Source organism: Luteibacter sp. UNCMF366Tsu5.1 (assembly GCF_900119235.1).
GTDB classification, from domain to species: Bacteria; Pseudomonadota; Gammaproteobacteria; order Xanthomonadales; family Rhodanobacteraceae; genus Luteibacter; species Luteibacter flocculans.
Map to the genome: position 1 here is coordinate 692,774 of NZ_FPIS01000001.1, position 18,651 is coordinate 711,424.

An 18,651-nucleotide genomic window follows, 5' to 3' on the forward strand; every position below is an offset into this window, starting at 1 on the left:
AAGCGCAACGGCAGCTTGGTCGACAACGGCGGTCCGACCGCCGGTTGCCCCACCGCGCTACGTTCTACACGCTTTCGCAGGGAAGCATGACACGAACCCCTGGAATAAATGCCATCTTGGTGCTACATATATTAGAAATATGTAGCGTGAAGATAGCAAAATGCCTACCCCTCATGCCCCTCCAGCTGCCGTGCGCCGCGCCTTGCGCAAGCTCGGTGCGGATATCCACGACGCGCGGCGCCGCCGCAAACTGCCCATGGCCGTGGTGGCGGAGCGTGCCTTCACTTCCCGATCGACGCTGCAGCGGGTGGAAGCCGGGGACACCAGCGTCAGCATCGGTATTTATGCTGCCGTGTTGCAGGCCCTCGGTCTGCTCGACGGCTTGAGCCAGGTCGCCGACATCGGCAACGACAGCGTCGGACAGGCCTTGGCCAGCGCCGAACTACCCAAGCGAGTCCACCTAAAGCGACCCTCCGGAGCGTCCCGCGATGGCTGACTTTGAAGTCCATATCGATCTGGACGGCCAGACTCGCCCGATCGGATTGGCGAGAAGCAATCGCATCCGTGGCACGGAAACCATCCTTTTTGAATACGACGGTGCGTGGCTTGAACATCCGGATCGTTTCTCCCTTGAGCCTGCCCTTGCACTGACACGCGGCGCCTTTGCTCCGCCAGCCGGACTGGCGACCTTCGGGTCCATCGGTGACTCGGCGCCCGATACCTGGGGCCGCCGCTTGATGCAGCGATCCGAGCGCCGCTTGGCCGAGCGCGAAGGCCGCGGCGTTCGCACCCTCTCGGAAAGCGATTATCTGCTCGGTGTCGCCGACGAAACCCGACTTGGCGCGCTCCGCTTCCGCTGGATCGGCGACGAGGTATTCCAAGCGCCGATTCGTCATGGCGTCCCTGCCCTGATCGAGCTTGGCAGGCTGCTTCAGATCACGGAGCGTATTCTCCGCGATGAGGAAACGGACGAAGACCTCCAGCTCATCTTTGCGCCGGGCTCATCCCTTGGCGGCGCGCGTCCCAAAGCCTCGGTCATCGATCAGCACGGTCGTCTTTCCATCGCCAAGTTTCCGAAGGAGACCGATGACTACAGCATCGAGACCTGGGAAGAGATCGCGTTGCGGCTTGCCGGACAGGCTGGAATCGTCACACCGCGCCATGAACTGATCGACGTCGCCGGCAAGGCCGTGATGCTGTCGCAGCGCTTTGACCGCGACGGCGCCAAGCGCATCCCGTTCCTGTCGGCCATGGCGCTCATGGGCGCCAGGGATGGCGAGCGCGGCAGCTACCCTGAGATGGTCGATGCCCTTGCGCAGTACGGCGCCCAAGGAAAGACCGATGCTCATGCGCTCTATCGGCGCGTGGTTTTCAATGTGCTTGTCTCCAACGTCGACGACCACCTGCGCAATCACGGATTCCTCTGGCTGGGCAAGGCGGGATGGTCGCTCTCGCCCGCCTATGATCTCAATCCGGTTCCGGCCGATCTGAAGGCGCGAGTGCTCACGACGAACATCGATCTCGACGAGGGCACGTGCTCCCTCGATCTCCTCGAATCAGCTTCAGGATTCTTCGCGCTCACGCTGACGCAAGCGCGCACCATCATCAAGGAAGTCGCGACTGTGACCGCGACATGGCGTGCTACCGCAAGGACAGCTGGCGCTCGATCGGCGGAAATCGACCGCATGGCCAGTGCATTCGAGCATGACGATCTGAGGCGGGCGCTCGTGCTGTAACAGGGACGTGCATACCCATGATGCGGGGCGACCGAGAGGCGGCTCTACGTAGTGACAGGACCTGACTGATGTGCCCATCGGGTATGTGATCGTCACGACATCAACTGCGCTTCAATGGCTGTTTTGTCGATGATGGAATACACCTCCGCGATCTTTCCTTCCCTCAACGCATAAAAAGCATGCTCATGGAACACGACTCGTCTTCCCTCCACGCGCAAGCCGAGAAAGTCGTGGCTAGGTGCGCAATCGAAGCGAAGCCGAGCGGCGATGTGCTCATCATTCGCCACGACGAGGTCGACGTTGAAATGAAGGTCGGGAATATCGCGGTAATTCTCTTCCAGCATGGCCCGGTAACCGTCGAGGCCTAACGGTCGCCCGTTGTGAACCACATTGGTAGCCACGAAGTTGCCCAGTTCGGTCCAGGTGCGCGCATTCAGACAGTCGATGTATCGCTCGTACATGCTGGCTGCCACGCACTCTCTTGCTTGACCGTTCATACCTATCCCACGGCTTTCTGCACTGGATACGGCATCAGGGCTTGGACGATGCGCACTGGGTGTCCCATTGACTCATCAATTGCTCGGCGCCCTTGAGGTCCGCCAGCAAGTCGGCCGAACGCGTTGTCACCAGATCGCGCTCGGCCTCTGTCATGGCAAGAGGGTTGCCGGCGACCAGAGCGGGCGAAATGGCACGTGTCTGGCTTTCCAGAAGGCGTTGGCCCTGCTCACTGATGACGTGCAGTTGCGTGTAGATGCCCGCATAACACTGCACTTCCGCATATTCCATGTGTCCAAGCGCCCCGGTATCCCGAGCCGTCGCCCAGGCGCTATCGGATAAAGCCGACCATTCCAACCGATATTGCAGGCGGCTGTCGCTCGGCACCTCGCGAGCTTGGCGAAGGGCCAGCAGCACCTCCAGGTTCGTCTTCATGCGCGACTGATCGGCCTGCACGCTGGCGATGTTCTGCTTCACCAATCCCCGATTCTCGGTGATCTCACGTTCGATGTTTCGTCGGGCTTCGAGCACCAGGGACCGGTGGTGGTAGGCCTCGACCAAGGCTTCCAAACTCAGCGCAATGAGCAAGCCGATGGTCACGATGGCGAGATGGATAAGGAATTGCCGCCATGTGGTGACGGGGTGGTCGGGCGCATGCACGTGCATCGCGTCGTCCTGTAAGGCAGCGGGATCGGGACCGGGTGCCGGCGCGGTGGACGCGGACTCGGGAGCGAACTGGTCTGGTTCGGTCATGACTGGCCGTAGTGGGCAACCTGCCGGATTCTAATCATGTCGATGTGCGGCCTGTCCATGCCGGCGGAACGCCCTGCGCTTCACCCGCTTACGGCGGCATCCCACCGAGTGTTCCGGCCGCCTGCTCCTGCGCGCCATAGCTTATACGTCTGTGCCGGCCTACAGCATGCCTTCTCCCACAGCGAATGAACATGGGCGGCGTAACGATGCGTTGAGCAGTTCGCGTTTTCCCAGGCGATACGGCGTGAACAGCATGGCTCAACGTCCCACTGATGACTTGGGAGAAGCATCGCTGCGCGAGGCGTCGAGTTCCGGCAACAAGGCTTCGAGATCGACGGCTTCGGCCATCGCACGGTTGCCTCTATCGCCGGGATGTAGATGGTCGCCGGAGTCGTACTGCGCAGCGATCCTGGTCGGATGGACGGGATCGTGCAGTACCGCATCGAAGTCGAGCACCGCATCGAATACGCCGCTATGACGAATCCATTCGTTCACCTGCTCACGCAAGGCGTCCTTGTCGGGCCGGTAGTAGTCGTCCAGCGGCGTGCCGGGCAACGCTCCCTCGAACGGTGCCAGCGTTGTGCCGATGACGCGAACGCCATGACTGTGGGCCTGCGTTACCAGTTGCCGGTAGCCCGCGGTCAAATCGTCCAGTGTCGGCCTGCGCGCTTCCCGCGCGAAGGCGGTGCCTGGCCATGAAATATCGTTGATGCCCAGCATCACGATGACGCTGCTTACACCGGGTTGCGCCAACACGTCTCGATCCAACCGCGCCAGCGCGTTGACACCCATGCCATCGGATAGCAAGCGCGCACCGGAGATGCCAGCGTTGACCACGGCAACGCCGTGAGGCGCCAGGCGCGCGGCCAGAAAATCAGGCCAGCGGGTATTTTTGTCGAGGCTGGCCGCTGCGCCATCGGTGATGGAGTCGCCAATCACCACGACGGCCCGCGATGCCTGCTCGGTTTCGACCTGAATTCCCGTCAGCAGCGGGCGAGCCGTGCTGCTCTCCAGGGTGCCGTCTGCCTTCGGCAGTCTCAACGCCAACGCCGATGTCTGATCACCGGGCACGATCCAGCCCGTCTGCCGGCCATCCCAGTGAAACGTGGTCACCGACGTCGCATCCGGTAGGTAGAGGCTGACTGCGACCTCTGCCAGTGCAGACACCGGCAAGGCAACAGGGTCGCTGACCAACGAAGCGCCAGGCAAGATACTTGCTCGTTCCTGGCCGCCAAACGTCACCTTCCGCACGCTGCCAGCGATCACCTCGCCGTTCCGCTCGGGCTGTGCGACCGTCGCCTTTCCCACGGTCAACGGTTGGTTCCCGTAGGTGTTGGACAGCACGATCCGCAAACGTTGACCACCCAGGCTGATGCGAGCCACCTGGCGCACGGTCTGGTTGTGCAATCTCGGCGGGACGTGCGAGGGAAACAGGAAGTCCGGCCCCCAGACTGGCTGCGGACTGGCCTGCCAGGTCGCCACCCAAGTTGGCGAGGCCGCCATCGCAGGTGAGACGGCCACGGCAGTCGCCAAAGCCAAGGTCAACGCTGCGGAGGCGTGGCACAGCGATTTCGGAAGTTTCTTCATATCAGTGAATTCATTAGCGATCGACTAACTAATGATGAATTCAAAGACCAAATCGGGATAGACTGGCCGGCGGAACATCACTTATGAACCGAATGACCAGGAGACGGTCGTGGCTCGTCTGGAAGTCAACCGATCGGGCGAACTGGAAGTGTTCGTTCGCGTCATCGAGCTGGGCGGTTTCTCCGCCGGTGCCCGTGCTTGTGGCATGACTCCGTCGGCTGTCAGCAAGCTAGTGGCACGCTTGGAGCAACGGCTGGGTACGCGCCTGGTGAACCGCTCCACTCGACAGCTCCAACTCACGCCTGAAGGCTGCGCATTCTACGAACGTGGCGTGCGCATTCTGGCCGACCTGGAAGAAGCCGAACGCTGTGCGAGCGAGCACACCGCGCCTCGCGGTCGTCTCCGCGTCAATGCCAATGTGCCTTTCGGACACCACTTCTTGCTGCCGCTGGCGTCCGAATTCCTGGAGTGCCATCCCGATGTGACACTGGACATCGTGCTGACCGATGAGGTCATCGACATCCTGGAGCAACGCACCGACGTGGCTGTTCGGGCCGGCCCGCTGAAAAGCTCAAACCTGGTGGCGCGCAAACTGGGCGGCACGCGCATGGTGATCGTCGGGGCACCCGACTATCTCGCTCGCCACGGCACACCCGCCACGCCCGAGCAACTGCTTGCGCACAATCGTTTGGGTGCGAACTACGTGCGAGCGCACCCCGGTTGGCCACTGCGATCTCCGGGTGGAGACGTCGTGATTCCGGTGATCGGCAATGCGCAGGCCAGCGATGGCGAAGCGTTGCGCCACTTGGCTTTAGCTGGCCTTGGGCTGGCGCGATTAGCCGCCTTCCAGGTGCACGACGACATGGCCGCCGGTCGGCTGCTACCGGTGCTCGAAGACTTCAACCCAGGAGATGTGGAGGAAGTCCACGCCATCTACGTCGGCCAGGGCGGATACCTACCGCTACGCGTACGCGCCTTTCTGGACTTCCTGGCCAAGCGAGTGAACATCAGCCGAGGCCAGCTAAGCCCTTATCGATAACCTGCGATAGCCCCGACAGACCTGATCTCACTCCCACTCGATCGTCGCCGGCGGCTTTCCTGAAATGTCATAAACCACCCGAGAAATACCGCGCAACTCATTGATAATACGAGTCGAGCACTTGTCGAGGAAGTCGTACGGCAGGTGGGCCCAATGGGCCGTCATGAAGTCGATGGTTTCCACGGCGCGTAGTGCGATGACCCACTCGTAGGCGCGGCCGTCGCCGACGACGCCAACCGAGCGCACCGGCAGGAATACCGCGAAGGCCTGGCTGACGCGGTCATACAGGCCGTGGCTGCGCAGCTCTTCGATGAAGATGGCGTCCGCGCGCTGCAGCAGGTCGACGTATTCCGGCTTGACCTCGCCGAGCACGCGCACGCCGAGGCCAGGGCCCGGGAACGGATGACGGTAGACCATGTCGCGCGGCAGGCCGAGTTCGACGCCGATGCGGCGCACTTCGTCCTTGAACAGTTCGCGCAGCGGCTCGACCAGCTTGAGCTTCATGTGCTCCGGCAGGCCGCCCACATTGTGGTGGCTCTTGATGACGTGCGCCTTGCCGGTCTTGCTGCCGGCCGACTCGATCACGTCCGGGTAGATCGTGCCCTGGGCCAGCCACTTCACGCCTTCCAGCTTGGCGGATTCCTCATCGAACACTTCGACGAACAGGCGGCCGATGACCTTGCGCTTGGCTTCCGGGTCTTCCACTCCCGCGAGAGCGTCGAAGAAGCGCTGCTTGGCGTCCACGCGGATCACGTGCACGCCCATGTGCTCGGCCATGGTGGCCATGACCTGATCACCTTCCTGGTAGCGCAGCAGACCAGTGTCGACGAAGACGCAGGTGAGCTGGTCGCCGATGGCCTTTTCGAGCAAGGCGGCCACGACAGAAGAATCGACACCGCCGCTCAGGCCGAGCAGCACGCGGTCTGTGCCCACTTGGGCGCGCACGCGCTCGACAGCGTCTTCGATGATGTGCGCGGCGTCCCACAGCGTGGCAGAGCCGCAGAGGTCCACCACGAAGCGGCGCAGCAGCTCCATGCCGCGCTTGGTGTGGGTCACTTCCGGATGGAACTGCAGACCGTAGAACCGGCGCTGTTCGTCCGCCATCGCAGCGAGCGGCAGGCTGGACGTGGACGCGGTGACCTGGAAGCCCTGCGGGATCGCGGTGACGCGATCGCCATGCGACATCCAAACGCCGAGCGATTCACCATCCTGCACCACGGTGTCGAACAGTGCGCAGCTACCGAAGGTGATCGTCGCCGGACCGAATTCCCGGTGGTGACCGGCTTCGACCTTGCCGCCGAGTTGCTCGGCCATGGTCTGCATGCCGTAGCAGATGCCGAGCACCGGCACGCCCAGCTCGAAGACCACCTGCGGTGCGCGCGGTGAGTCGTCTTCCGTCACCGACTCCGGGCCGCCGGAGAGGATGACGCCACGCGGCGCGAAGCCACGGATCTCGTCCGGCGCGTGATCCCACGCCCACACTTCGCAATAGACGCCGATCTCGCGGATGCGGCGGGCGATCAGCTGCGTGTACTGCGAGCCAAAGTCGAGGATGAGGATCTTGTCGCTATGGATGTCGGTCATCGTGGCGGCCTGCAGTTTGATAATCGGCAGGGCCTCGCGCATGCGCGACAGCCCTGAAAAGCAGAACGCCCACTTGCGGCGGGCGTCCTGAGTCACCTGGAGCGAGCGCCCGGAGGCGTCAGTCCAGGCGGTAGTTCGGCGCTTCCTTCGTGATCTGGATATCGTGCGGATGCGCTTCGAGCACGCCCGCACCGGTGACCTTCACGAACTGCGCCTTGGCGTGGATCTCTTCGACCGTGGCCGCACCCATGTAACCCATCGAGGCACGCAGGCCGCCGATGAGCTGATGGATGATGTTGCGCAGCTGGCCGCGATACGGCACCCGGCCTTCAATGCCTTCCGGCACGAGCTTGTCGGCGTCTGCCTCGTCCTGGAAGTAGCGGTCCTTCGAGCCGAGCTGCATGGCGCCAATGGAGCCCATGCCGCGATAGCTCTTGTACGAACGGCCCTGGAACAGTTCGACCTCGCCCGGGGCTTCTTCGGTACCGGCGAACATGGAGCCGAGCATCACGGAGGACGCGCCGGCGGCCAACGCCTTCGGGATATCGCCCGAGTAGCGGATGCCGCCGTCGGCGATGAGCGGGATTTCACCCTTCAACGCGGTGGCGACGAGATCGATGGAGGTGATCTGCGGCACGCCGATGCCGGTGACGATGCGCGTGGTGCAGATCGAACCGGGGCCCACGCCGACCTTCACCGCGTCCACGCCGGCATCGAGCAGCGCGCGCGCCGCTTCGCCGGTGACGATGTTGCCCGCGATGACCTGCACCTGCGGGAAGCGCTTCTTCACCCAGGCCGCGCGATCGATCACGGACTGCGAGTGACCATGGGCCGTATCGACCACGATCACGTCGACCCCGGCCTCGACCAGCGCTTCGACACGCTGCTCGGTATCGCCGGCCACGCCGACGGCCGCACCGACCACGAGACGCTCGTGCGAATCCTTGGCGGCGTTGGGGTTGTCGCGGGCTTTCTGGATGTCCTTGACCGTGATCAGACCGCGCAGCTGGAAGCCGTCGTTGACCACGAGCACCTTTTCGATGCGGTTCTTGTGCAGCAGTTGCAGCACTTCGTCGTGCGTCGCGCCTTCCTTGACGGTGATCAGGCGGTCTTCCCGGGTCATGATGTTGCGCACCGGGTCGTCGTGCTTGCGCTCGAAGCGCAGATCGCGGCTGGTGACGATGCCGACGAGCTTCTCGCCGTCGACCACCGGCACGCCCGAGATGTTGTGCGCGCGGGTGAGCTGGAGCACTTCACCGATGGAGGTATCGGGGCGCACGGTGATCGGGTTGCGAATGACGCCGGCTTCGAACTTCTTGACCAGGCGCACTTCGGCGGCCTGCTGTTCGAACGTCATGTTCTTGTGGATGATGCCGATGCCGCCGTTTTGCGCCATGGTGATCGCGAGGCGGGCCTCGGTCACGGTGTCCATGGCAGCGGACACAATGGGGATATTCAGGCGGAGACCGCGCGTGAAGCGCGTCGAGGTGTCCACATCGCGCGGCATAACCGTGGAGTGGCCGGGAACCAGAAACACGTCGTCGTAAGTGAGTGCCTCGGCAAGGATGCGCATAGCATTAGTCCCGCGAGTAAATCGCGGCATTATAGCGTGCGTTGCAGCAAAACGACAGAGCGCCGAGCCTGTCCCTCCACTCGCGCGTACGCACGACCCGCCCGAACTGTGGGAGCCGCTATAGCGGCGAGAAGCCTACGAAGCGGTTTAGCCGCGCGGCCGGGCAAATCCCTCGCCGCTCCTAACTGATTCGCTTACGGTCGCGAGCGATTGTCGATGGCTTCGGCCGCTTCCAACGTGTTTTCCATCAAGGTCGCAACGGTCATCGGACCGACGCCGCCGGGTACCGGCGTGATCCACGAGGCGCGTTCCGCCGCTGTCGCGAATTCCACATCGCCCACCAGCCGGCCGTCTTCGAGCCGATTGATGCCGACGTCCACCACCACCGCGCCCGGTTTGATCCACTCGCCCTTGACCAGACCCGGCTTGCCCGCAGCCACGACGAGAATATCCGCCTGCCCTACGAAACCTGCTAGATCCTGCGTGAACTTATGACAGCAAGTGACTGTACTGCCAGCAATTAGAAGCTCGAGCGCAAGGGGGCGCCCGACATGGTTCGATACCCCCACGATTACGGCATGCCGGCCGCGGACCGGGCGATCGGTGTGGCCCAGCAGCGTCATCACCCCCTTCGGCGTGCACGGGCGCAGGCCGAACCGACGCAATGCGAGGCGCCCGACGTTCACCGCCTGGAACCCGTCGACGTCCTTGCCCGGATCGATGCGATCGACCAGCGCGTCCTCGTCGATGTGTTCCGGCAAGGGCGACTGCACGAGGATGCCGTGCACCGCCGGGTCAGCGTTCAAACGATCGATCAGGGCGAACAACTCGTCCTGCGTCGTGGAGGCCGGCAGGTCGTAGCCGAACGATTCGAAGCCCACTTGTTGGCAGGCACGGCGCTTGTTCTTGACGTAAACGGCGGAAGCGGGATCCTCGCCCACCAGTACGACGGCAAGGCCAGGAGCGCGCTTTCCTTCGCCTATGCGCTTGGCAACGCGGCGCGCGATGTGCTCCAGCAGTTCCTGCGCAATGCGCTTGCCGTCGAGAATGCGTGCCGTCATGGGAAATTGCCCTGCGAAAAACGCGGCATTATCGCCGATATCCGGCGCCTGTGCTTTTAGAATGCACCCATGAGCACCGATATTCTGCCCTATCCCACCGGCTTGACCGATGGCATCGTCGAGCTGCGCGTCCACCGGGACACGGACGCGGCGGCACTCACCGAGGCGGTGTGCGAATCGGTCGATACGGTGGGACGCTGGCAGGACTGGTGCCATCCCGCTTATGACATCGATGATGCGCGACGCTGGATGGACCTCTGCCGCAAGGACTGGCTGCTGGGCGACGGCTACGAAATGCTGATCGTGGAAGCCGGCGGTGGTCGGTTACTTGGAGGCGTGGGCGTCAACCAGCGCAATCGCGAGCAGCGTTTCGCCAATCTCGGCTACTGGGTGCGGGAGTCGGCGCAACATCGGGGCATCGCTACTCGCGCCGGCCGCCTGGCCATCGAGTTCGCTTTCCGTACGGTGAAGATTGAGCGGCTGGAAATCGTTGCTGCGCAGGACAACCTGCCGAGCCGCCGCACAGCTGAACGTCTTGGAGGTATTTTCGAAGGAATACTTCGCAAACGATTGGTAGTAAAGAATAAATCGACGGATGCAGCGATGTATTCGTTGATCCGCGAAGACCTGTAACTTCCCGGTCTATACGCGTGCCCGCCTCGGCTCCGCCCCCTCGCCAGCTTCAACCCGCCGCCGCGCACATCCGCTCGAGGTCCACGTAGCCCTCGAAGCGAGCATCCGGCCCACACTCCGGGCACGCCGGGTCACGGCCGAGGGTCAGCTCGCGAAATTGCATTGAGAGTGCGTCGTAAGTCAGCAGGCGGCCGACCAAAGGCTGGCCGATGCCGAGGATCAGCTTCATTGCCTCGGTCGCCTGGACGAGGCCGATCAGCCCGGGCAGTACGCCGAGCACACCGGCTTCGCTGCAGTTCGGGGCATCCACCGCAGCGGGCGGTTGCGGAAACAGGCAGCGGTAACACGGCGAATCGTCGCGACGCGGATCGAACACGCTCACCTGCCCCGTAAAGCGCTCGATGGCGGCGTACACCATCGGCAGCCCGAGTCGCCGCGTCGCGGCCGCCAGGAGGTAGCGCGTGGCGAAGTTGTCCGCGCCGTCGATCACCACGTCGTGCCCCGCGAGCAGCGCCTCGACATTCTCCGCGCGGAGTCGCTCGACCACCGGCCGAACATGGACCCGCGGATTCAGCGAGATCAGCGTCATGCGGGCCGATTCGGACTTGGCCATACCCACCCGCGCATCGGCATGGATCACCTGCCGATGCAGGTTGGAGCGCTCGACCTGGTCGTCATCGACGATGCTGATGTGGCCCACGCCCGCCGCGGCGAGATACAGCAATGCGGGCGCACCGAGGCCACCTGCGCCGACCACCAGCACCTTGGCGGCCGCTAGCTTTGTCTGCCCGACCGCACCGATCTGCGGCAATAACATCTGTCGGGCATAACGATCCGCTGCGTCGGCATCCAGCGCGCCGGTAGAGACCGGCAGGCCGGCCGCCTTCCACGCGGCCATGCCGCCGGCCACCGACGACACCTTGCGGTATCCCATGCGCTGCAGTGCTTCGGCGCCCAAGAGCGAGCGCTGGCCGCTGCCGCAGAGCACGAGGATGTCTCGCTCGCGGTCCGGCACAGCCTCTTCGATGCGAAGTTCGAGGAACCCGCGTGACAGCCCGAGCGCACCGAGCGGCGTGCCTGTGGCGCGCTCGGTCTCTTCGCGGACATCGACGAGCAAGGCGCCGCCCTGCTGTCGGACAAGCGCCTCAGTGGCAGAGACCTCGGGCACGCGCGAGCGCAGATCGGTAAGCCAGCGGTCGCGGTTGAGGTCGTCGGTCATGCGAGGCTCCCCGGCGAGGGCGACGCTTATTTTTCGCGGCGCTTCGCGTTGCGGATCATGCGCTGACGGCGGCGCTGCTGGCCTTCCGTCAACACGTTCTTGCGTCCAGCAAACGGATTCTCACCATCTCGGAAGTCGATCCGCACCGGTGTTCCCTCAAGACGGAAACGCTTGCGGAAGAAGCCTTCCAGATAACGGCGGTACGCCGGTGCGATGTGCTTGGTACGGCTGCCGTGGATGACGATCGTCGGCGGGTTGGAACCGCCTGGATGCGCGTAACGGAGCTTCGGCGCATGACCGCGAACCAGCGGCGGCTGGTAGGCCTCGTAGGCTTTTTCCAGTGTACGGGTCAGCTCGCTGGAACTGAGTTCCTTCGTCGCGGCGGCATGGGCGCGGATCACCGCCTTCATCAGCTCACGCAGACCGGAGCCATGCAACGCGGAGATGAACACCGTCTTCGCCCAGTCGGCGAACTGCAGGCGGCGCTCAAGCGCCTTCTGCGTCTGCTCGCGCTGGTAGCTGTCCATGCCGTCCCACTTGTTCACGGCAATCACCAGCGCACGCCCTTCCTCGATGGCATGGCCAATCAAGGTCAGATCCTGGTCGGCCAGATTCTCGCGGGCGTCGATCATCACAATGGTGACTTGCGACGCAGCAATGGACTGCAACGTCTTGATGACGCTGAATTTCTCAACAGCCTCTTCGACGCGAGCGCGACGCCGGACACCCGCCGTATCGACCAGCGTGTAACGACGGCCATCGCGTTCGAGCGAGACTCGGATGGGATCACGCGTGGTGCCCGCCATGTCCGACACGATCAGACGATCCTCACCGAGCAGGCGATTGATCAAGGTGGACTTGCCCGCGTTCGGGCGGCCGACGATGGCCACGCGGATACCCTGGTCTTCAAGGCCCGGATCGTCGTCGCGGTCGTCAGGAAGGTACGGCAGCGCCTTCGCCACCAGCGTGTCGATGCCGCGGCTGTGCGCGGCCGACATCGGCAGCGTCTCGGCAATACCGAAGGACGCGAACTCGCCCAGGGCCAGCGTCTCGTCCACGCCGTCGGTCTTGTTGACCACGACGATGACCGGCTTGCCGCTGCGGCGCAGCTCATTGAGGATCGAGGCATCGAGCGGCAGTACACCGTCGCGCGCGTCCACGACGAAGACAAGCAGGTTCGCCTCGGCGATGGCCGCGCGAACCTGCAGAGCGGTAAGGCCTTCGATACCTTCGTCGCTGCCGGACAGGCCACCCGTATCCACGACCACGAAGGGCCGCGGACCGAGGCGACAGACACCGTAGTGTCTGTCGCGGGTGACGCCGGGCATATCGGCGACGAGGGCGTCCCTGCTACGCGTCAGCGCATTGAAGAGGGTCGACTTACCGACGTTGGGGCGGCCGACCAGGGCGACGACGGGCAACATGGGAGTGGCATTAATCCTGTGAATCAGTTCGCCGGGATGCGGTAGGCGCCGATATGGCCCTCGACATCCTCGACGTACACGGTATCGCCCACCACAACCGGCTGGGCACGAATGGCTTTCTTGGACAGGCGCTCGCGGGCCACGATCTTGCCGTCGCTATCCGACAGCCAGTGGATGTGACCGTCGAGGTCGCCGACCACGATGTAATTGCCCTGCGCGGCCGGACCGGTGAGCCAACGGTGCTTGAGACCGTCCTGCTTCCAGATGTTGGCACCGCCGGACTTGTCGAAGGCAAACACCTGGGACTGGTCGTCCACGCCATAGACGGCGTTGCCATGCACGTCGAGCGACGTGAAGGTCGAGAACGCATGGTTCCACAACGGACGACCGCTGGGACCGTCGATCGCGGTGAGCTGACCGTGGTAGGCCGCGCCGTAGAGCGTGCTGCCATCGAGGACGATGGCGCCGTCCGCATCGGCCAGGCGATCGATCTCGGTACGACCTTCCCCCGTGGCGAGCGTCTGCTCCCAGAGCTTCTCGCCATTGTCGAGGCGAATGGCGAGGAGCTTGCCGGCATCGCTGCCCATGAAGACCACGCCGTTCGCCACCAGCAGGCGGCCGTTGCCGCGCAGGCTGAGGAGCGGGACGATCGACTGGTCGTATACCCAGCGACGCTCGCCGGACTTGGCGTCGATGCCGTACACACGGCCATCGTTGCAGCGGACCACGACGATATCGCCGACGATCACCGGGGCGGTAATCACTTCGGAGGACACCTCGGCCGCCCAGCGGCGCTCGCCGTCCTTCGCGTTGATGCCGTACACGTGACCATCGAGGGTGCCGATGGCGACGAGATCGCCCGACACGCCCGGGCCACCTGAGAAGCGGGCGTCTTCGCGCTTGGCGTCGCCCCAACCGAACCAGCCGTGCTGGCGGGTGCTCTTGGACCACAGCGTCTTGCCTGTGGCCGCATCGAGAGCGGCGATCTTGCCGTCGGTGCTGGCGGCGTACACCACGCCGTCAACGACGGTGGGACGCATGCGCACACCGGACTCAGCAGCACCGTCACCGATACTGGACTTCCACAGGCGCTCGACCTTGATGGTCGGTTCGAACTTCTTGTCGAGCGGGGTCGGCGGTTCGACGTTTTCCTTCTTGAACGAATGGCAGCCGGCCAGTACGACCAGCGACGAAGTCAACGCGATTGCCCAGAAACGTTTCATGCACCCTGCTTCCCGGCCACGGCCAGATCATCGAGTTTGGTTTGGACCACACCGCGTTGCGGTGCGCTGTCACCCATGGCGGCGATCGCCGCCTGATAGGCCTTGCGTGCGTCGTCCGGGCGTCCCAGCTTGACCAGCGCGTCACCGCGGAGTTCCTGCGAGAGCGCGACGAACGACTTGCCCTGGATCGCGTCGAGCGCCGCAATGGCGTCCTGCGGTTTGCCCTGGGCGTACTTGAGTTGCGCGGCACGGATTTCGACCAGCGTCTTCAGGGTCTCGTCCTTGGCATGGGCCTTGGCCCAATCAAGGTCGCCCGATGCCTTGTCGAGTTGGCCCGCCAGCACATTGCGCTGGGCGCGCTCGCCTGCAGCGAACACGGACCACGCGGTGTCCGAATAGTCCTTGAGCAGCGTCTCGGTACGCATATCGATCTCGTTGGCGCGGCTCTGTGCCACCGCAGCCTGGAGCGCCGAGTATTCGGTTGCGGCAGCCTGCTCGTGGTTGGCGCGGTGCGCCTTCCACTGTTGCCAGCCGAAGATCAGCACCAGCCCAAGGCCGATGCCGACGGCAATGGAGACGCCGTTCTTGCGCAGCCACTGCTGGACGCGCTCGCCCTGTTCGTAATCGTCGTATACGTCGAATGCCATGCAATCACCCGCTGCGCTCCGCGCAGCCATACCAGGGAGGGAAACGAGCCCGGACCGGCCATCGGCGATGGCGGCGCGGAATCAATAGGCAAGGATACCCGAAAAGCACGGGCCGGCGGCGCCGCGCGGCATCGCGCGACGCGACACGGAGATCAGAAGGCGACCGGCGCCGCCTTGCCGTCGCGGATGTCGACCCGGAAACGAGCCACGTTGGCCCGACGGAACGCATCGATCTGGATCGGCTGGCCGTCGACCGACACCTGGGCGCCATTGGCATTGCCGATGCGCACATCGAGCGGGCTGTCGCTGCGATAGGACTTCTGCGTGCCGGCCGGCAGAATGCCGTACTCGAGACGCGAACCGTCGGCAGCGGTGACTTCCACCCAGCTCGCGGACGGCAGGTCGAGGGTGAGGCTGTGGCCGCCTTGCCCCGCACCGGCTTCCGGTGTTGCCGCGCTGGCCAGCGGTGTCTTGTTGGCCGTGGCGTGATCGAGCGGCGGGAACATGGCCATGGACGCGAGCAGCGGCTGCTGGTCCTCGACGCGCTGCTCGGCGTTGACCGCCGGCTTGTTCTCGGTGGTGGCGACGCTGGCCGCCGGCGCGGTCGACGACGACGCTGCCGGCGCGTCCTGCTGCGCAACCGGGCTTGCATCGAGCGGCGCGAGGCGGGCCATGTCGCGGTCGAGCGTGCCACGCACGCCCAGCCACACCATCGGCACGACGATGACCGCGGTCAGCACGACATACGTAGCGGCCGTGAGATAGCGCTCGAAGAGGTAGCGGGAGTGAGACACCCCACCCGTGACCACCAGCTCAGGCTGGCGAGGCGTCAAACGGGCCAATTCGGCCTGGATGGCGTCTTCGTCCACACCGACGTGGTGGCCGTACTTGGTGAGATAACCCGCCAGATAGACCTGGTAGTCGATACCGCCGTACTCGCCCGCCTCGAGCTGGCGCAGCAGGCGCGTCGGGAGGCGCAATGCCTGGCCGCAGGCTTCGATACTGTAGCCACGCGCCTCGCGGGCGGCGCGAAGACGCGCCCCGAAACCGGTCGAGGGGGCGGTGTGATCGATCAGCACACGGCCGTCGTCCTCGGTGGTGCCAACGAGCTGGGGATCCATGGCGTGCTCCCTGTCTGCATGCGATTCGAGCCCCGCGAACAGGTCCTGTTCGCGTCCGTCCCGACCGGAAGAATTCGAAGATACTGGGGTCATTGACGTGCGGTGGCTTCGAGTGCGCGCGCGGGTTCCGAATCCGGGAACTTTTCGCGCAGGCGTTTGGCGTAGTCCTGGGCAACCTCCCCGTTGCCCAGCCGGAGCTCGATGTCGTGACCGAGCTTCAACGAATCCGGGCTCGGCGCCCCGAGCGCTTCATAGCGCTGCAGGAAGGCACGGGCCCGAAATGCATCGTTCTTAAGGTACAACACGCGCGCCATCTGATACAGGGCGTCGGCGTTGTTCGGATTGCGATCGAGCGCCTTGCGGAAGTAGCCCTCTGCCGCGTCGTAGTCCTGCGACTGCATCTGGCAGGTACCCGCGTTGGTCAGGGCGAGATCGGGCGTTTCGTAGAAAGGATCGGCCAGGGCGCGATCGAAGAACGGTTTGGCCTCCGCCGGGCGCTGCTGCTTGCACAGGAACACGGCGAGGTTGTTGTTCACTGAGCCCTTCTTGGGGTCGTACTCCGCGGCCTTGCGGTAATGAAGCTCGGCATTGACGGGGTCGTTGATGCGCTCGTAGAGCACGGCGATCACGGTGTGCGCCGGCACGTATTTCGGGTCGAACTGCAGGGCTTTCTGCAGCTTTTCCATGGCGCCCTTGAGGTCGCCGTTCTGCATGTAGCGCTGGCCGAGTTCGGTGTGGACCTCTGCCCCCTTGGCACGATCATCGGCGGCCGTCGAGGGCTTCAGCCCCGAACCGCTCCCTACGCAGCCAGCGCACGCGAAAGCGAGCGCTGCCAGCATCCCCCACCGCTCAAGCCGCATTCACCACTCCCTCTGCGAGTTTCTTGCGGAATTCCGCCTGACGGCGGGTACGGTCCACGACCTGGCCCTTCAACTGACCGCAGGCGGCGTCGATGTCGTCGCCGCGCGTGCGGCGGAGCATCGTCAGCACACCGGCGTTGAGCAACTGGGTCTGGAAAGCGCGGATATCGTCCTGCCCCGAGCGCTCGAAACGCGCACCGGGGAACGGATTGAACGGAATGAGGTTGACCTTGTTGGCCCCAGGCAGCCTGCGCATGAACTTGATGAGCTGGCGAGCATGCTCTGGCTGGTCGTTCACACCCTTCATGAGGGTGTATTCGAACGTGATCGACGTGCGCGGTACACGCTGGATGTAGCGCTCGCAGGCGCCCATCAGCTCGGCCAGCGGGTAGCGCTTGTTCAACGGCACCAGCTCCGTACGGAGCTCGTCGTTGGCGGCGTGCAGGGACACGGCCAACGAGACGTCGCTCTCGGCCGAGAGCCGGTCGATCATCGGCACGAGGCCGGCCGTGGACAGGGTGACGCGCTTGCTCGCCAGGCCGAAACCGAGGTCGTCGCGCATCAGGCTCATGGCCTTGACCACGTTGTCGAAGTTCAGCAACGGCTCGCCCATGCCCATCATCACCACGTTGGTGATGCGGCGCTGCTGGTGCGGCACGTTGCCGAGATGTTTGGCCGCGACCCATACCTGACCGATGATCTCGGCCGTGGACAGGTTGCGGGAGAAGCCCTGGGTCGCCGTGGAGCAGAACTGGCAGTTCAGGGCGCAGCCCACCTGCGAGGACACGCACAGCGTGCCGCGGGTGGGCTCCGGGATGTACACCGTCTCGATGGCGTTGCCGCCATCCATGCCAAGCAGCCACTTGTGGGTGCCGTCGACCGCGCCTTTCTCGAACACGGTCTTCGGCGGCCCGACGTAGCAGCTGGCCGTGAGCTTCTCGCGCAACGCCTTGCCGACATCGGTCATCTTCTCGAAATCGCTTTCGAGACGGTGGTAGATCCACTTCATGACCTGCTCGGCACGGTACGGCTTCTCGCCCAACTGGGCGAAGAAATCGCGCAGTCCCTGGCGGTCGAAGTCGAGCAGGTTGACCTTTTCGGCTGGCGTATTCACGGCATGGCTCAGTGCGAGACGACTTCCGTCGTGCGGAAGAAGTAGGCGATTTCGACGGCAGCGGTTTCAGCGGCGTCGGAGCCGTGAACCGCATTGGCGTCGATCGATTCGGCGAAGTCGGCGCGGATGGTGCCCGGCGCGGCTTCCTTCGGGTTGGTGGCACCCATGAGTTCGCGGTTCTTGAGAATCGCGCCCTCGCCTTCCAGCACCTGGATCATCACCGGGCCGGAGATCATGAACTCGACGAGCGCGTTGAAGAACGGGCGCTCCTTGTGCACGGCATAGAAGCCCTCGGCTTCGGCGCGGCTCAGCTGGGCCATGCGCGCAGCGACAACCTTGAGGCCGGCGCCCTCGAAACGGGCGAGGATTTGACCGATGACGTTCTTCTTGACGGCATCCGGCTTGATGATCGAAAGGGTGCGCTCCAGCGCCATACGAGTGCTCCGGGAAATGAACGAGGAAAGAGGACCCCAGCCAGGCCCTTGGATGCCCGGTGGTAGTTTGCGGCCAAAGACGTCCGGAATGACTGACTTAGCACACGAAATCTTGACAGATTCTAGCTCATCCGCAAGCCGTTTGCAG

Annotated in this window: 18 protein-coding genes; 4 read left to right on the forward strand and 14 right to left on the reverse strand. The window is 64.1% G+C overall.

Annotated features, from left to right (window positions below; all coding sequences use genetic code 11):
* Positions 1-160 precede the first annotated feature (160 nt).
* Entirely contained in the window at positions 161-496 is a 336-nt protein-coding gene (locus BT115_RS02925) for a helix-turn-helix domain-containing protein (protein ID WP_072321035.1), read from the forward strand.
* Positions 489-1,736 carry a type II toxin-antitoxin system HipA family toxin gene (locus BT115_RS02930; protein WP_072321036.1) on the forward strand — a complete coding sequence of 416 codons (1,248 nt, stop codon included), beginning with the start codon at positions 489-491 and terminating at the stop codon, positions 1,734-1,736. Before BT115_RS02925 ends, BT115_RS02930 begins: the two co-directional genes overlap by 8 nt.
* Positions 1,737-1,828: 92 nt before the next feature.
* Here the strand turns inward: BT115_RS02930 and BT115_RS02935 are convergent, their stop codons facing one another.
* From BT115_RS02935 to BT115_RS02945, 3 genes are all read right to left on the reverse strand, one after another.
* The gene (locus BT115_RS02935; RefSeq protein WP_255369349.1) at positions 1,829-2,209 is read right to left on the reverse strand and encodes an ester cyclase; all 381 of its coding nucleotides are present in this window, start codon (positions 2,207-2,209) and stop codon (positions 1,829-1,831) included.
* A 58-nt stretch (positions 2,210-2,267) separates the two neighbouring features.
* Positions 2,268-2,984, reverse strand: coding sequence for a hypothetical protein (locus tag BT115_RS02940; protein ID WP_072321038.1), 717 nt, complete (start codon positions 2,982-2,984; stop codon positions 2,268-2,270).
* A 258-nt stretch (positions 2,985-3,242) separates the two neighbouring features.
* On the reverse strand, positions 3,243-4,487 hold the full coding sequence (locus BT115_RS02945; RefSeq protein ID WP_255369379.1) for an SGNH/GDSL hydrolase family protein: 1,245 nt from the start codon (positions 4,485-4,487) through the stop codon (positions 3,243-3,245).
* A gap of 193 nt (positions 4,488-4,680) precedes the next feature.
* On the opposite strand from BT115_RS02945, the gene BT115_RS02950 reads away from it, so the two are divergent.
* A complete protein-coding gene (locus BT115_RS02950; RefSeq protein WP_072321040.1) occupies positions 4,681-5,610 on the forward strand; it encodes a LysR family transcriptional regulator in 930 nt (309 codons plus the stop codon).
* Between the two features lie 27 nt (positions 5,611-5,637).
* Here the strand turns inward: BT115_RS02950 and guaA are convergent, their stop codons facing one another.
* The 3 genes from guaA to folD all read right to left on the reverse strand — a co-directional run bounded on the left by guaA (position 5,638) and on the right by folD (position 9,828).
* Positions 5,638-7,194: a glutamine-hydrolyzing GMP synthase gene (gene guaA, locus BT115_RS02955; protein ID WP_072322224.1), complete on the reverse strand. Its 1,557-nt coding sequence runs from the start codon at positions 7,192-7,194 to the stop codon at positions 5,638-5,640.
* A gap of 118 nt (positions 7,195-7,312) precedes the next feature.
* Positions 7,313-8,767 carry an IMP dehydrogenase gene (guaB, locus tag BT115_RS02960; protein ID WP_072321041.1) on the reverse strand — a complete coding sequence of 485 codons (1,455 nt, stop codon included), beginning with the start codon at positions 8,765-8,767 and terminating at the stop codon, positions 7,313-7,315.
* A gap of 194 nt (positions 8,768-8,961) precedes the next feature.
* On the reverse strand, positions 8,962-9,828 hold the full coding sequence (folD, locus tag BT115_RS02965; RefSeq protein ID WP_072321042.1) for a bifunctional methylenetetrahydrofolate dehydrogenase/methenyltetrahydrofolate cyclohydrolase FolD: 867 nt from the start codon (positions 9,826-9,828) through the stop codon (positions 8,962-8,964).
* A gap of 69 nt (positions 9,829-9,897) precedes the next feature.
* Between folD and BT115_RS02970 the strand changes: the two genes are divergently transcribed.
* Positions 9,898-10,461 (forward strand): GNAT family N-acetyltransferase, encoded by a 564-nt coding sequence (locus BT115_RS02970; RefSeq protein WP_072321043.1) that lies wholly within the window; start codon positions 9,898-9,900, stop codon positions 10,459-10,461.
* 49 nt (positions 10,462-10,510) lie between these two features.
* Here BT115_RS02970 and moeB read toward each other — a convergent pair whose 3' ends face one another.
* The 8 genes from moeB to ndk form a co-directional block, all read right to left on the reverse strand.
* Entirely contained in the window at positions 10,511-11,680 is a 1,170-nt protein-coding gene (moeB, locus tag BT115_RS02975) for a molybdopterin-synthase adenylyltransferase MoeB (protein WP_072321044.1), read from the reverse strand.
* A gap of 26 nt (positions 11,681-11,706) precedes the next feature.
* Positions 11,707-13,104, reverse strand: a complete 1,398-nt coding sequence (gene der, locus BT115_RS02980) for a ribosome biogenesis GTPase Der (protein WP_072321045.1) — start codon at positions 13,102-13,104, stop codon at positions 11,707-11,709.
* A 23-nt stretch (positions 13,105-13,127) separates the two neighbouring features.
* Positions 13,128-14,327: an outer membrane protein assembly factor BamB gene (bamB, locus tag BT115_RS02985; RefSeq protein WP_072321046.1), complete on the reverse strand. Its 1,200-nt coding sequence runs from the start codon at positions 14,325-14,327 to the stop codon at positions 13,128-13,130.
* Positions 14,324-14,974 (reverse strand): YfgM family protein, encoded by a 651-nt coding sequence (locus BT115_RS02990; protein ID WP_072321047.1) that lies wholly within the window; start codon positions 14,972-14,974, stop codon positions 14,324-14,326. Before BT115_RS02990 ends, bamB begins: the two co-directional genes overlap by 4 nt.
* A 152-nt stretch (positions 14,975-15,126) precedes the next feature.
* Positions 15,127-16,095 (reverse strand): helix-turn-helix domain-containing protein, encoded by a 969-nt coding sequence (locus tag BT115_RS02995; protein WP_083527276.1) that lies wholly within the window; start codon positions 16,093-16,095, stop codon positions 15,127-15,129.
* A gap of 89 nt (positions 16,096-16,184) precedes the next feature.
* A complete protein-coding gene (gene pilW, locus BT115_RS03000) occupies positions 16,185-16,955 on the reverse strand; it encodes a type IV pilus biogenesis/stability protein PilW (RefSeq protein ID WP_072321048.1) in 771 nt (256 codons plus the stop codon).
* Positions 16,945-18,081, reverse strand: coding sequence for a 23S rRNA (adenine(2503)-C(2))-methyltransferase RlmN (gene rlmN, locus BT115_RS03005; protein ID WP_072321049.1), 1,137 nt, complete (start codon positions 18,079-18,081; stop codon positions 16,945-16,947). Before rlmN ends, pilW begins: the two co-directional genes overlap by 11 nt.
* Positions 18,078-18,503, reverse strand: a complete 426-nt coding sequence (gene ndk, locus BT115_RS03010; RefSeq protein ID WP_072321050.1) for a nucleoside-diphosphate kinase — start codon at positions 18,501-18,503, stop codon at positions 18,078-18,080. Before ndk ends, rlmN begins: the two co-directional genes overlap by 4 nt.
* Between the last annotated feature and the right edge of the window lie 148 nt (positions 18,504-18,651).

What these genes read in the sequence shown, in the direction of transcription:
- BT115_RS02925 (WP_072321035.1), top strand. Translation starts at nt 161, where the DNA reads ATGCCTACCCCTCATGCCCCTCCAGCTGCCGTGCGCCGCGCCTTGCGC.
- BT115_RS02930 (WP_072321036.1), top strand. Translation starts at nt 489, where the DNA reads ATGGCTGACTTTGAAGTCCATATCGATCTGGACGGCCAGACTCGCCCG.
- BT115_RS02940 (WP_072321038.1), bottom strand. Translation starts at nt 2,984, where the DNA reads ATGACCGAACCAGACCAGTTCGCTCCCGAGTCCGCGTCCACCGCGCCG.
- BT115_RS02945 (WP_255369379.1), bottom strand. Translation starts at nt 4,487, where the DNA reads ATGGCGGCCTCGCCAACTTGGGTGGCGACCTGGCAGGCCAGTCCGCAG.
- guaA (WP_072322224.1), bottom strand. Translation starts at nt 7,194, where the DNA reads ATGACCGACATCCATAGCGACAAGATCCTCATCCTCGACTTTGGCTCG.
- guaB (WP_072321041.1), bottom strand. Translation starts at nt 8,767, where the DNA reads ATGCGCATCCTTGCCGAGGCACTCACTTACGACGACGTGTTTCTGGTT.
- folD (WP_072321042.1), bottom strand. Translation starts at nt 9,828, where the DNA reads ATGACGGCACGCATTCTCGACGGCAAGCGCATTGCGCAGGAACTGCTG.
- BT115_RS02970 (WP_072321043.1), top strand. Translation starts at nt 9,898, where the DNA reads ATGAGCACCGATATTCTGCCCTATCCCACCGGCTTGACCGATGGCATC.
- moeB (WP_072321044.1), bottom strand. Translation starts at nt 11,680, where the DNA reads ATGACCGACGACCTCAACCGCGACCGCTGGCTTACCGATCTGCGCTCG.
- der (WP_072321045.1), bottom strand. Translation starts at nt 13,104, where the DNA reads ATGTTGCCCGTCGTCGCCCTGGTCGGCCGCCCCAACGTCGGTAAGTCG.
- bamB (WP_072321046.1), bottom strand. Translation starts at nt 14,327, where the DNA reads ATGAAACGTTTCTGGGCAATCGCGTTGACTTCGTCGCTGGTCGTACTG.
- BT115_RS02990 (WP_072321047.1), bottom strand. Translation starts at nt 14,974, where the DNA reads ATGGCATTCGACGTATACGACGATTACGAACAGGGCGAGCGCGTCCAG.
- BT115_RS02995 (WP_083527276.1), bottom strand. Translation starts at nt 16,095, where the DNA reads ATGGATCCCCAGCTCGTTGGCACCACCGAGGACGACGGCCGTGTGCTG.
- pilW (WP_072321048.1), bottom strand. Translation starts at nt 16,955, where the DNA reads ATGCGGCTTGAGCGGTGGGGGATGCTGGCAGCGCTCGCTTTCGCGTGC.
- ndk (WP_072321050.1), bottom strand. Translation starts at nt 18,503, where the DNA reads ATGGCGCTGGAGCGCACCCTTTCGATCATCAAGCCGGATGCCGTCAAG.